A 12,848-nucleotide genomic window follows, 5' to 3' on the forward strand; every position below is an offset into this window, starting at 1 on the left:
CGGCAGTGGCTGTGTCTCCCGGGGGCAATCCCCGGATCCCCGGCCGAAGGCCCGTCGGCCGTTCTCACCGGCAGTGGCTGTGTCTCCCGGGTGCAATCCCCGGATCCCCGGCCGAAGGCTCGTCGGCCGTTCTCACCGGCAGTGGCTGTGTCTCCCGGGGGCAATCCCCGGATCCCCGGCCGAAGGCCCGTCGGCCGCCCTCACCGGCAGCGGATACGGCGGGGGAGTGCCACCGAACTCCGGACAGTGCGCCTGGTGGTCGCACCAGCCGCACAGCTTCGTCGGCCGCGGCCGCCACTCCCCGCTCTCCGTCGCCTGCCGGATCGCCTCCCACAGCGTCAGCAGCTTGCGCTCCACCCGCTCCAGGTCGGCGAGGACCGGGTCGTACGTCAGCACGTCACCGCTGCCGAGGTAGACCAGCTGGAGCCGGCGCGGGATCACGTTCTTCAGCCGCCAGACGACCAGGGCGTAGAACTTCATCTGGAACAGCGCGCCCTCGGCGTACTCGGGTCTCGGCGCCTTGCCCGTCTTGTAGTCGACGATCCGCACCTCGCCGGTCGCCGCCACGTCCACCCGGTCGATGATCCCGCGCAGCCGCAGCCCCGACTCCAGCTCCGCCTCCACGAACAGCTCGCGCTCGGCCGGCTCCAGCCGGGTCGGGTCCTCCAGCGTGAACCACCGCTCGACCAGCCGCTCGGCCTCACCCAGCCAGCGGGCCAGCCGCTCGCCCTCCGGATCGTCCGCGAACAGCTCGACAACCTCCGGCCGGCTCTCCCGCAGCCGGTCCCACTGGCCGGGGATCAGCGACTTGGCACGGGGCGCGGTCCGCTCGGCCGCCGGCGCGTCGAAGAGCCGCTCCAGCACCGAGTGCACCAGCGTGCCCCTGGTCGCCGCCTCGCTCGGCTTCTCCGGCAGCCGGTCGATCACCCGGAACCGGTACAGCAGCGGGCACTGCATGAAGTCACTGGCCCGCGAGGGCGACAGGGAAGCGGGCGGTACGACGGGGCGCCCGGCCGGGGTGTCCGCCGCGGCGACCGCGGTCCCCGTGTCCGGCGCGGACGCCCCCGCCCCGCCCGTGAGCAGCGGATCCGCCTCCGCGCCCGCGCCGCCCCCGGCCTCCGCCGTGCCCTCGATGCTGCTGTCCATGACCACAGACCATACGGCCCGCCACTGACAGTCACCCAGTCGCGGGCCGAACCTGTGGACAACGCGACCGGCGCCGGTCCGAACACAGGGGGTGCCGGGGCGAAACGCACGACGACGGCCGCATACCATCGACCTCGAGACCCTTCCGCCCGGCACCCGGCAGACGCGGAAGACGCTTCGAACGAGGGGAAACCGTGGACGTGAGCGGCGCGAGCGGGCAGCCGCGGTCCGGCGACGACGAGCCGACCGAGCACCCCGCGGGTCCTACGGCCCCGGCCACCGACCCCGGCCCCGGCCCGCACCAGACGCCTGCCGCCGGCAGCCGGCCCCCCGCCGCGGACGGAGCGCCGGACCCCACGCCCGCCGAGGACGAGCGGCCCAGTGACCCCGCCGGGCCCCGTCCGGAGTCCGGCGAGGACACCACCGACGCCCCGCCGGCCGCCCGCCCCGACGCCGCCGAGCCGCCCGCCCCCGATGTCGAAGCCCACCGAGGACCCGACGAACCCGCCACCGCACCGGCCGACGCGGGCACCGCACCGGCCGACCCGGGCACCGCACCGGCCGACCCGGGCACCGCACCGGCCGACCCGGGCACCGCGTCACAGACCGGCGGTACCTCCGAGGACGAGCCCCCGCGGCAGGACACCCCCCGGCCGCACGACGCGCCCCCGCCCGCCCAGCCGCACCCGACCGACCCCACCAGCCGCTCCGAAGCCCACAGCGGCACGACGAGCGGCCGCCCACCCCGGCGCCCCCGCGAACCCGGCGGCGGCCTGCTCATGGGACGCCCCTTCGGCGTACCCGTGTACGTCGCACCCAGCTGGTTCCTCGTCGCCGCGCTGATCACCTGGGTGTTCGGCGGCCAGCTCGACCGCGTGCTGCCCGAGCTCGGCGCCGCCCGCTACCTCGTCTCCCTCTTCTTCGCCGTCGCCTTCTACGCCTCCGTCCTGATCCACGAGCTCGCCCACACCGTCGCGGCCCTCCGCTTCAAACTCCCGGTCCGGCGCATCCAGCTCCAGTTCTTCGGCGGGGTCTCCGAGATCGAGAAGGAGGCCGAGACCCCCGGACGGGAGTTCGTACTCGCCTTCGTCGGCCCGCTGCTCTCCCTCGTCCTCGCCGGGCTGTTCTACCTCGCCATGCTCCCCGTCGAACCCGGCACGGTCCCCGGCGTCCTGCTGGCCGGCCTCATGGTCTCCAACCTCATCGTGGCCGCCTTCAACCTCCTGCCCGGCCTCCCCCTCGACGGCGGCCGCATGCTCCGCGCCGTCGTCTGGAAGATCACCGGCAAACCGATGAGCGGCACGATCGCCGCCGCCTGGTTCGGCCGCGCCCTCGCCGTCACCGTCCTCATCGGCCTCCCGCTGCTCACCCAGTCCGGTGCCCTCGGCACCACCGCCGAGGACAACGTCGGCATGGACACCGTCACCGACGCCCTGCTCGCCGCGATCCTCGCCGCGATCATCTGGACCGGCGCCGGCAACAGCCTGCGCATGGCCCGGCTCCGCGAACACCTGCCGGAACTGCGCGCCCGCAACCTCACCCGCCGCGCCGTACCCGTGGAGACCGACACCCCGCTGTCCGAGGCCCTGCGCCGCGCCAACGCCGCCGGCGCCCGCGCCCTGGTCGTCGTCGACGCCGACGGCAACCCCCTCTCCCTCGTCCGCGAGGCCGCCATCGTCGGCGTACCCGAACACCGCCGCCCCTGGGTCACGGTCAGCGGCCTCGCCCAGGAACTCACCGAAGGCATGCGCGTCTCCGCGGAACTGGCCGGCGAGGACCTCCTCGACACCCTGCGCGCCACCCCGGCGACCGAGTACCTCGTCGTGGAGGACAGCGGCGAGATCTACGGCGTCCTGTCCGCCGCCGACGTGGAACGCGCCTTCGTCAAGGCGATGGCCCGGCCCACCCCGTCGTCCTCCTAGGCGCCCCGCGGGTGGTCGGCGACCCGCCCAAACGCCGGTAGGCTGGTCACATGTCCGAACCGACCGGTGCCGCCCGCAGGCGCGGGCCCTTCAAGGTCGGGGACCAGGTACAGCTGACCGACCCCAAGGGCCGCCACTACACGTTCACGCTCGAGGCCGGGAAGAACTTCCACACCCACAAGGGTTCCTTCCCGCACGACGAACTGATCGGCGCTCCCGAGGGCAGCGTTGTCCGCACCACCGGAAACGTCGCCTACCTCGCGCTGCGCCCCCTGCTCCCCGACTACGTCCTGTCCATGCCCCGCGGGGCAGCCGTCGTCTACCCCAAGGACGCGGGGCAGATCCTCGCCTTCGCCGACATCTTCCCCGGCGCGCGCGTCGTCGAGGCCGGCGTCGGCTCCGGCTCGCTCAGCAGCTTCCTGCTGCGCGCCATCGGCGACCACGGCATGCTGCACAGCTACGAGCGCCGCGAGGACTTCGCCGAGATCGCCAAGCAGAACGTCGAGCGCTACTTCGGCGGCTCCCACCCGGCCTGGCAGCTCACCGTGGGCGACCTCCAGGACAACCTCTCCGACACCGACGTCGACCGCGTCATCCTCGACATGCTCGCCCCCTGGGAATGCCTGGAGGCCGTCTCCAAGGCACTGGTGCCCGGCGGCATCCTGTGCTGCTACGTCGCCACCACCACCCAGCTCGCCCGCACCGTGGAGTCCATCCGCGAGATCGGCTGCTTCAACGAGCCGACCTCCTGGGAGACCATGATCCGCAACTGGCACATCGAGGGCCTGGCCGTCCGCCCCGACCACCGGATGATCGGCCACACCGGCTTCCTGCTCACCGCCCGCCGCCTCGCCGACGGCGTCGAGCCGCCCATGCGCCGCCGCCGCCCCGCCAAGGGCGCCTACGGCGAGGACTACGCCGGCCCCAACGCCGACGGAGGCGCCGGCCGCTGAGCCGTCCGCTTCCGACCGTCCCCTTCTGCGGCATTGCCGCGCATTGCCACCCCTGTGACGGCATTTGCCGCCCCAGCCGCACCAACGCACGGGCGCCCCGTCGAAGTTCCCAGGACCCACCCGGAACTCCGCCGGGGCGCCCGCGCGTTGACGGAGCACCAGGAGCCGAGCGCCCGACGGGCCGAGGAACCCCTGACCCTGCCGTTCCCCCGAACTGTGACGTGTGGCACCATGCTGGCCACCCCCACCGGCACCGCCTCCACCGGCACAGCCCTCACAGGAGACGCTCCTAGTGCAGCAATCCGCCGTCCCGGAACTCGCTCACGCCCACCCCAGCCCGATCCACTGGCTTGCCACCGCCACGGCCGTCGCCGGTGTCGTGGCCCTCTCCTCGGTCCTCCAGCCCGGCTCCGCCACCGCCGCCCAGCCGAGCACCGGCACCGAAGCGAAGTCCGCCCCCGCGGCAGCCGCTCCACCCACCACCACAGGCGTCGCCTTCCCCCTCGCCTGCGGCCGCGTGAAGGCCGTGGTGGCCAAGAAGGCGACCGGGGACCTCGACGGCGACGGCAACCCCGAGACGGTCGCCGTGGTCCACTGCGACTCCGCCATGGGCACCCCGCCCGACGGCGTCTACGTCCTCACCCGTGCCGCCGACACCAAGAAGCCACGCGTCGTCGCCACCCTCGTCGACCCCAAGGACCGGCTCACCGTCACCGACTTCACCGTCCGCGCCGGAGCCGTCGGCGCCACCCTGTACGGCTACTCCTCGTCCGACGTGCCGAGTTGCTGCCCCGACCTCAAGACCCCGGCCAAGTGGCAGTGGAAGGGGAACACGTTCGTCCGCTCCACGCCCGACCAGGCCCACAGCGTCTGAAAGCCCACGGCGTCTGAAAGCCCGAAGCGTCTGAAACCGGCCCCCCGCGCGCGGACCGTGTGAGAAATCAGACAATGCTCACGGCATGTGCCTGAAAGATCACTCCACGTCAGGACCGTAGACCTCTGTCCTGTCCGAAACCCGACGTACATGGATGCACTCGCCGGGGCACTCCTTCGCCGAATCCACGACATCCGTGAGAAGCGGCAGTGGAACGGGCGTTGCGGCCCCCCTGGCCTGCAACAGCTCCTCGTCCGGGCCCTTCACGTAAGCCAGGCCGTCGATGTCCAGCTCGAACACCTCCGGCGCGTACTGGGCGCAGATACCGTCGCCCGTACACAGATCCTGGTCGATCCAGACCTCCAGCGCCTCGTCGCCGCTTCGGGCCTCCTGCTGCACGGTCATCTCTCCTGCCGTTTGAACGCCGGGCCGACGGGAATCCGGCCAGCTCTGACGGGTGTTGAACTCCTCGACCCTACCTGCGGCGGCTTCCCAATCATGTTCGGTGGGTATTCCCCTGATGCGAGGGAGAGCGCAAGGGTGAAGATCGGACACTCCTTGACAGTCTTTGTGATCTAGGGGTTTCAATCGACACCCACCCAGGTAGGGTCTGGAAGCGTCCAGCTCCCCTTGGAGGAGGTGAGGACCGTGGCAGCCCACGACGACGACATGAACCGCGGCATCCGCCCGGGACGAGGGTCCGACGACCCCGCCGGGCAGATCGCCTACCTTGAGCAGGAGATCGCCGTCCTGCGACGCAAGCTCGCCGACTCTCCGCGACACACGAGGATTCTCGAAGAGCGGATCGTCGAGCTGCAGACGAACCTGGCCGGCGTGTCCGCCCAGAACGAGCGACTCGCCAACACACTCCGCGAGGCCCGCGACCAGATCGTGGCCCTCAAGGAAGAAGTCGACCGGCTCGCCCAGCCGCCGGCCGGCTTCGGCGTCTTCCTACAGGCCATCGAGGACGGCACCGCCGACATCTTCACCGGCGGCCGCAAGCTCCGGGTGAACGTCAGCCCGAGCGTCGAACTCGACGACCTCAGGCGCGGCCAGGAAGTAATGCTCAACGAAGCGCTCAACGTGGTCGAAGCCATGGAGTACGAGCGCGTCGGGGACATCGTCACCCTCAAGGAGATCCTGGAGGACGGCGAGCGAGCCCTGGTGCTCGGGCACACCGACGAGGAACGGGTGGTACGGCTCGCCGAGCCGCTGCTGGACGTCACCATCCGCCCCGGCGACGCCCTGCTGCTCGAACCCCGCTCCGGCTACGTCTACGAGGTGGTCCCCAAGAGCGAGGTCGAGGAACTCGTCCTCGAAGAGGTACCCGACATCGGCTACGAGCAGATCGGCGGCCTCGGCGGCCAGATCGAGGCCATCCGCGACGCGGTCGAGCTCCCCTACCTCTACCCGGACCTGTTCAAGGAGCACGAACTGCGCCCGCCCAAGGGTGTCCTGCTCTACGGACCCCCCGGATGCGGCAAGACGCTCATCGCCAAGGCCGTCGCCAACTCGCTGGCCAAGAAGGTCGCCGAGGTCACCGGCCAGGCCGCCGGCAAGAGCTTCTTCCTCAACATCAAGGGCCCCGAGCTCCTGAACAAGTACGTCGGCGAGACCGAGCGGCAGATCCGCCTCGTCTTCCAGCGAGCCCGGGAGAAGGCCAGCGAGGGCACCCCCGTGATCGTCTTCTTCGACGAGATGGAGTCCCTCTTCCGCACCCGCGGCTCCGGCGTCAGCTCGGACGTGGAGAACACCATCGTCCCGCAGCTGCTCGCCGAGATCGACGGCGTGGAAGGCCTGCAGAACGTGGTCGTCATCGGCGCCTCCAACCGCGAGGACATGATCGACCCCGCCATCCTGCGGCCCGGCCGGCTCGACGTGAAGATCAAGATCGAGCGTCCGGACGCCGAGGCGGCCAAGGACATCTTCGGCAAGTACCTCACCGAGCGCCTCCCGCTCCACGCGGACGACCTCGGCGAGCACCAGGGTGACAAGTCCCTCACGGTCCAGAGCATGATCCAGACCGCGGTCGAGCACATGTACGCCGAATCCGAGGAAAACCGCTTCCTGGAGGTCACCTACGCCAATGGTGACAAGGAAGTCCTCTACTTCAAGGACTTCAACTCCGGCGCCATGATCGAAAACATCGTCGGACGCGCCAAGAAAATGGCGATCAAGGAATTCCTCGACAACAACCAGAAGGGCCTCCGCGTCTCCCACCTGCTCCAGGCCTGCGTGGACGAGTTCAAGGAGAACGAGGACCTGCCGAACACCACCAACCCCGACGACTGGGCCCGCATCTCCGGAAAGAAGGGCGAACGGATCGTCTACATCCGCACCCTCATCACCGGAAAGCAGGGCGCGGACACCGGGCGCTCCATCGACACGGTGGCGAACACCGGTCAGTACCTGTAAAAACAGGGCGGCTGCGGGTGCCCTCCACGGGTACCCGCAGCCGACTGCTTTTCGGGCACGGCTGGAGCAGGCAAATGACGCAAATGATCTCCCCACCAGCGCAAAGGCGTTCTAGGCTCTTTCCTACCGCCGAGTCGCGCAGTGCGGGGACGGGCACCGCACACGCACCGGAGCGCCAGCGGTACTTGAGCGGCGTCCACGACCGAGGGCGCCGCCGGGCAAGGAGGGCCGCATGACCGTACGGCGAGTAATGGGCATCGAGACGGAGTACGGCATCTCCGTCCCCGGCCACCCCAACGCCAATGCCATGCTCACCTCATCCCAGATCGTCAACGCCTACGCCGCGGCGATGCACCGGGCCCGCCGGGCCCGCTGGGACTTCGAGGAGGAGAACCCGCTGCGGGACGCCCGAGGCTTCGACCTCGCCCGCGAGGCCGCCGACGCCAGCCAGCTCACTGACGAGGACATCGGCCTCGCCAACGTGATCCTCACCAACGGTGCGCGCCTCTACGTCGACCACGCGCACCCCGAATACAGCGCCCCCGAGGTCACCAATCCCCGCGACGCCGTCCTCTGGGACAAGGCCGGTGAGCGGATCATGGCCGAGGCCGCGGAACGGGCCGCCCAGCTCCCGGGAGCCCAGCCGATCCACCTCTACAAGAACAACACCGACAACAAGGGCGCCTCCTACGGCACGCACGAGAACTACCTGATGAAGCGGGAAACCCCGTTCTCGGACATCGTGCGCCACCTCACGCCCTTCTTCGTCTCCCGCCAGGTCTTCGCCGGCGCCGGCCGCGTCGGCATCGGCCAGGACGGCCACGAACACGGCTTCCAGCTCAGCCAGCGCGCCGACTACTTCGAGGTCGAGGTGGGCCTGGAGACGACCCTGAAGCGCCCGATCATCAACACCCGCGACGAGCCCCACGCGGACGCGGAGAAATACCGCCGCCTGCACGTGATCATCGGCGACGCCAACCTCTCCGAGATCTCCACCTACCTCAAGCTCGGCACGACCGCCCTGGTCCTGTCCATGATCGAGGACGGCTTCATCGCCGTCGACCTGGCCGTCGACCAGCCCGTGCGCACCCTCCACCAGGTCTCCCACGACCCGACGCTCAAGCGCCTGGTCACCCTGCGCAGTGGCCGGACACTGACCGCCGTCCAGCTTCAGATGGAGTACTTCGAGCTCTCGCGCAAATACGTCGAGGAACGCTTCGGCGCGGACGCCGACGAGCAGACCAAGGACGTCCTGTCCCGCTGGGAGGACACCCTCAACCGGCTCGAACACGACCCCATGAGCCTCGCCGGCGAGCTCGACTGGGTGGCCAAACGGGAGCTCATGGAGGGCTACCGCCGCCGCGACAACCTCGACTGGGATGCCGCCCGGCTGCACCTTGTGGACCTCCAGTACGCCGACGTACGGCCCGAGAAGGGCCTGTACAACCGTCTGGTGGCCCGCGGGCGCATCAAGCGACTCCTGGACGAGGCCGAGGTCGACCGGGCCCGTACGAAGCCGCCGGAGGACACCCGGGCCTACTTCCGCGGGCGCTGCCTGGAGCAGTACGCCGACGACGTCGCGGCGGCCTCCTGGGACTCGGTGATCTTCGACCTGCCCGGCCGGGACTCCCTCCAGCGCGTTCCAACCCTGGAACCGCTTCGCGGAACGCGAAATCACGTCAAGGAACTCCTGGACCGCTGCCGCACGGCGGAAGACCTGGTCAGGGTCCTGTCAGGTGGCTGAGCGTGCCTTACCGGGTACACGGACCGCCCGGGGCGGGCAGGGTGGAAATCCCGCCGCCCGGGAATCATCGAGGTGGCCCCCGTACGTTGGAGAAACTGCGGGGCCGATGTCGGACCCGGCTTGTAGGGTCTGATCATCACCGATCGGCAGGAATGCCGACCTGTCGACCATGTCGGGCGAACTGAGCGGGGTGAGGGTTATGGCGACCAAGGACACCGGCGGCGGCCAGCAGAAGGCGACGCGCTCCACGGAAGAGGTCGAGGAGCAGGCGCAGGACGCGCAGGGCTCGGAGGACCTCAAGGAGCGCCAGGAGAAGCTGAGCGATGACGTGGACTCCGTCCTGGACGAAATCGATGACGTACTCGAAGAGAACGCCGAGGATTTCGTGAGGTCCTTCGTGCAAAAGGGTGGAGAGTGATTTCGCCTTTGATTCGAAGGTGAAATCGGGGGATCTCGGATTGAACGAAGAGCCAGAATCGAGGCGTTGCTCGCGCTGCAAGCAGCACCTGCCGCGTTCGGCGTTCGCGAGCAACAAATCCATGCCCGATGGTCTCCAGGCGTACTGCCGGGACTGCTCCGCTGAGTACTACCGGCAGCGCCAGGAGGCCAAGGGTAAGGAGGTCCGGGAGCAGGTTGCCGTTCCGGACGGGCGGCTGGGCGAGCTACTGCCGCGAGTGCCGTGCGGAGCGCAACAGGGTCAGCTACTTCAAGCGCGAGTACGGCCTCACCGAAGCCGAGCGCACCGCGCTGATCGCCTCGCAAGCAGGCGTCTGCTACATCTGCCTATCTGCCCCTGCCGTGCATGTGGATCACTGCCACAAGACGGGTAGGGTCCGTGGCGTACTGTGCTTCAACTGCAATTCCGGCCTCGGGCTGTTGAGGGATGACCCCGACGCCATGTACCGAGCTGCCGATTACCTGGAAGGAAACGCGTGGAAGCCAACACTCGTAGCACCGGGCGTCTACCAGCTGCCTTCCTGACGCCAGGGTCCTCCTCCTTCATGGACTTCCTGTCCGACCACCAGCCAGAGATGCTTCCGGGCAACCGGCAGCTGCCCCCCACCCAGGGCGTCATCGAGGCGCCGCACGGCACCACGATCGTGGCCGTCAGCTTCCCCGGCGGTGTGGTGCTCGCCGGTGACCGCCGGGCCACCATGGGCAATGTGATCGCCCAGCGGGACATCGAGAAGGTGTTCCCGGCGGACGAGTACTCCGCCGTCGGTATCGCCGGCACCGCCGGTCTCGCCGTGGAGATGGTCAAGCTCTTCCAGCTCGAGCTGGAGCACTTCGAGAAGGTCGAGGGTGCCCAGCTGTCGCTGGAGGGCAAGGCGAACCGGCTGTCGACCATGATCCGTTCCAACCTGGGCATGGCCATGCAGGGCCTGGCCGTGGTGCCGCTCTTCGCCGGTTACGACGTCGACCGCGAGAAGGGCCGCATCTTCTCCTACGACGTCACGGGCGGCCGCTCCGAGGAGCACGGCTACGCGGCGACGGGCTCCGGTTCGATCTTCGCGCGCGGTGCCATGAAGAAGCTGTTCCGTGAGGACCTGACCGAGGACCAGGCCACGACGCTCGTGGTGCAGGCCCTGTACGACGCGGCTGACGACGACTCGGCGACCGGTGGTCCCGATGTCGCCCGCCGGATCTACCCCATCGTCAACGTGATCACCGAGGACGGCTTCCGCCGGCTCACCGACGACGAGTCGTCGGGGATCGCCCGTTCGATTCTCGAACGGCGGCTGGAGCAGCCCGACGGTCCGCGGGCCGCGCTGCTGTAGCCCTCGGCCTTCCTTGCCCAGGTGATCGCAGTGACTTCCACAGAAAGGGACGGATAGCCGGTGTCGACGCCGTTCTATGTCTCACCCCAGCAGGCCATGGCCGACCGGGCGGAGTACGCCCGCAAGGGCATCGCCCGTGGCCGCAGCCTCGTGGTGCTCCAGTACGCCGACGGCATCGTCTTCGTCGGTGAGAACCCGTCCCGCGCGCTGCACAAGTTCAGCGAGATCTACGACCGGATCGGCTTCGCGGCCGCCGGCAAGTACAACGAGTACGAGAACCTGCGGATCGGTGGCGTGCGCTACGCCGACCTGCGCGGTTACACCTACGACCGGGACGACGTGACGGCCAGGGGCCTGGCCAACGTCTACGCCCAGACGCTGGGCACGATCTTCTCCAGTGCGGCCGAGAAGCCGTACGAGGTGGAGCTGGTGGTCGCCGAGGTGGGGGAGACCCCGGAGGGTGACCAGATCTACCGCCTGCCGCACGACGGTTCGATCGTGGACGAGCACGGCTCGGTCGCGGTCGGCGGTAACGCCGAGCAGATCAGTGGCTTCCTCGACCAGCGTCACCAGGACGGTATGTCGCTGGCCGAGGCGCTCAAGCTGGCGGTACAGGCCCTCTCCCGGGACACCAACGGCAGTGAGCGGGAGATTCCCGCCGAGCGCCTGGAGGTCGCGGTGCTGGACCGTACGCGGCCGCAGCAGCGCAAGTTCAAGCGGATCGTCGGCCGGCAGCTCTCCCGGCTGCTGGCGGCGAACGGCGCGAGCACGGAGGCGGAGAGCGCCGAGGAGGACAGCGCCGAGGAGGAGTAGTCCTCGTCCCGCACACCGCCCGCCACGCGCCCCGGCCGATCCTTTCGGCCGGGGCGCGTGGCGTCAGATGGCGTCAGGTGGCGCGTGGTGCCGCCGTGGAGCCCCGTACCACCAGTTCCACCGGTATGTCCCCGCTCTCCGGCCGCGCGCCCTCCAGGACCGCGAGGAGGGCGCGCATGCCGCGTTCGCCGAAGAGCTCGGCGTCCAGGCGGACGGTGGTCAGTTCGGGGTCGATGGCGGTGGCGAGGGCGAGGTCGTCGAGGCCGGTGACGGACATGTCGTCCGGGATGCGCAGGCCGAGGCGGCGCAGGGCCTTGTAGGCGCCTGCGGCGAGTTTGTCGTCGTCGCAGACCAGGGCGGTGGGGTGGGGGCCCGGGCCGGACAGGGCGGCGGTGGTGGCGGCGAGGGCGCCTTCGATGGAGATGGGGGCGTGGACGGTGCGGATGGCGGTGCCGGGGACGGCGCCGATGTGTGCGGCCAGCTCGCGGGCGCGTACCTCGAAGGTCCAGGAGGCGACGTCCGCGGCGAGGTGCAGGAAGCGCCGGTGGCCGAGGCCGAGCAGGTGTTCGGCGACCTGTCGTACGCCGTCCGCGATGTCCAGGTTGACCGTGGCGGCGCCGAGGCTGCCGTCGGGGTCGCTGTCGAGCATGACGAGGGGGAGCTGGTCGCCGCGGATGGCGGTGAGGGCGTCGGCGGCCATGGAGGAGGCGATGACGCCGTCGAGGGCGGCCGAGGCGGAGGCGAAGGGGTCGCGGGCGGGTCCGATGCCTTCGGGGGAGGGGTAGAGGACGACGCCGAAACCGTGCTGGGCGGCGACGCGGGCGGCGCCGGTGTAGACGCCGGCGAAGAATTCGGTGGTCAGGGCGGGTACGACGAGGAGGACGGTGCGGGTGTGGCCGAGGCGCAGGTTGCGGGCGGCGAGGTTGGGCCGGTAGCCGAGGTCGCGTGCGGCTTCCCGGACGCGTTCGGCGGTGGCCGCCGACACCCGGCCGCGCCATTTGTCGCCGAGAACGAGCGAGACGGCCGCTTGTGAGACTCCGGCGGCCTGGGCGACGTCACGGCTTGTCGGGCGCGTGTTGCTGGGTGCCACCGTGGGTGCGCTCCTTCGGCTGGTTCGTTGCCCCGGTCCTTCGTCTGGACGCGTGAACAGCGCACATGGTACGTATGGAAAGTCGACGTTATACGTAAAACTTGGAGGCAGTC

The 12,848-nt window shown here is 69.9% G+C and carries 12 protein-coding genes; 9 read left to right on the plus strand and 3 right to left on the minus strand.

All coding sequences use genetic code 11. From position 1 onward, the window contains the following. Positions 1 to 132: 132 nt before the first annotated feature. Positions 133 to 1,146 carry a RecB family exonuclease gene (locus ABZ915_RS19805; RefSeq protein WP_361804330.1) on the minus strand — a complete coding sequence of 338 codons (1,014 nt, stop codon included), beginning with the start codon at positions 1,144 to 1,146 and terminating at the stop codon, positions 133 to 135. 194 nt (positions 1,147 to 1,340) lie between these two features. On the opposite strand from ABZ915_RS19805, the gene ABZ915_RS19810 reads away from it, so the two are divergent. The 3 genes from ABZ915_RS19810 (at position 1,341) to ABZ915_RS19820 (ending at position 4,895) form a co-directional block, all read left to right on the plus strand. Next, entirely contained in the window at positions 1,341 to 3,068 is a 1,728-nt protein-coding gene (locus ABZ915_RS19810) for a site-2 protease family protein (protein WP_361804333.1), read from the plus strand. A gap of 50 nt (positions 3,069 to 3,118) precedes the next feature. Continuing rightward, positions 3,119 to 4,021, plus strand: a complete 903-nt coding sequence (locus ABZ915_RS19815; RefSeq protein ID WP_361804336.1) for a tRNA (adenine-N1)-methyltransferase — start codon at positions 3,119 to 3,121, stop codon at positions 4,019 to 4,021. 292 nt (positions 4,022 to 4,313) lie between these two features. Next, entirely contained in the window at positions 4,314 to 4,895 is a 582-nt protein-coding gene (locus ABZ915_RS19820; protein WP_361804339.1) for a hypothetical protein, read from the plus strand. 99 nt (positions 4,896 to 4,994) lie between these two features. Here the strand turns inward: ABZ915_RS19820 and ABZ915_RS19825 are convergent, their stop codons facing one another. Next, the gene (locus ABZ915_RS19825; protein WP_361804342.1) at positions 4,995 to 5,300 is read right to left on the minus strand and encodes a ferredoxin; all 306 of its coding nucleotides are present in this window, start codon (positions 5,298 to 5,300) and stop codon (positions 4,995 to 4,997) included. Between the two features lie 243 nt (positions 5,301 to 5,543). Here ABZ915_RS19825 and arc point away from each other — a divergent pair, with 243 nt between their 5' ends. The 6 genes from arc to prcA all read left to right on the plus strand — a co-directional run bounded on the left by arc (position 5,544) and on the right by prcA (position 11,645). Further along, the gene (gene arc, locus ABZ915_RS19830) at positions 5,544 to 7,310 is read left to right on the plus strand and encodes a proteasome ATPase (RefSeq protein WP_361804345.1); all 1,767 of its coding nucleotides are present in this window, start codon (positions 5,544 to 5,546) and stop codon (positions 7,308 to 7,310) included. A 232-nt stretch (positions 7,311 to 7,542) separates the two neighbouring features. After that, a complete protein-coding gene (gene dop, locus ABZ915_RS19835; protein WP_361804348.1) occupies positions 7,543 to 9,054 on the plus strand; it encodes a depupylase/deamidase Dop in 1,512 nt (503 codons plus the stop codon). Between the two features lie 199 nt (positions 9,055 to 9,253). Then, positions 9,254 to 9,472, plus strand: a complete 219-nt coding sequence (locus tag ABZ915_RS19840; protein ID WP_030848612.1) for a ubiquitin-like protein Pup — start codon at positions 9,254 to 9,256, stop codon at positions 9,470 to 9,472. A gap of 215 nt (positions 9,473 to 9,687) precedes the next feature. Next, positions 9,688 to 10,035 carry an endonuclease VII domain-containing protein gene (locus ABZ915_RS19845; RefSeq protein WP_361804351.1) on the plus strand — a complete coding sequence of 116 codons (348 nt, stop codon included), beginning with the start codon at positions 9,688 to 9,690 and terminating at the stop codon, positions 10,033 to 10,035. Continuing rightward, positions 9,987 to 10,832: a proteasome subunit beta gene (gene prcB, locus ABZ915_RS19850; protein ID WP_361804354.1), complete on the plus strand. Its 846-nt coding sequence runs from the start codon at positions 9,987 to 9,989 to the stop codon at positions 10,830 to 10,832. The genes ABZ915_RS19845 and prcB overlap by 49 nt, the downstream gene beginning before the upstream one ends. A gap of 60 nt (positions 10,833 to 10,892) precedes the next feature. Beyond that, on the plus strand, positions 10,893 to 11,645 hold the full coding sequence (prcA, locus tag ABZ915_RS19855; RefSeq protein WP_361804357.1) for a proteasome subunit alpha: 753 nt from the start codon (positions 10,893 to 10,895) through the stop codon (positions 11,643 to 11,645). Positions 11,646 to 11,718: 73 nt separating this feature from the next. Here prcA and ABZ915_RS19860 read toward each other — a convergent pair whose 3' ends face one another. Continuing rightward, positions 11,719 to 12,735 (minus strand): LacI family DNA-binding transcriptional regulator, encoded by a 1,017-nt coding sequence (locus ABZ915_RS19860; RefSeq protein ID WP_361804360.1) that lies wholly within the window; start codon positions 12,733 to 12,735, stop codon positions 11,719 to 11,721. Positions 12,736 to 12,848: the final 113 nt, after the last annotated feature.

This window comes from Streptomyces sp. NPDC046915 (assembly GCF_040644935.1).
Lineage (GTDB): Bacteria > Actinomycetota > Actinomycetes > Streptomycetales > Streptomycetaceae > Streptomyces.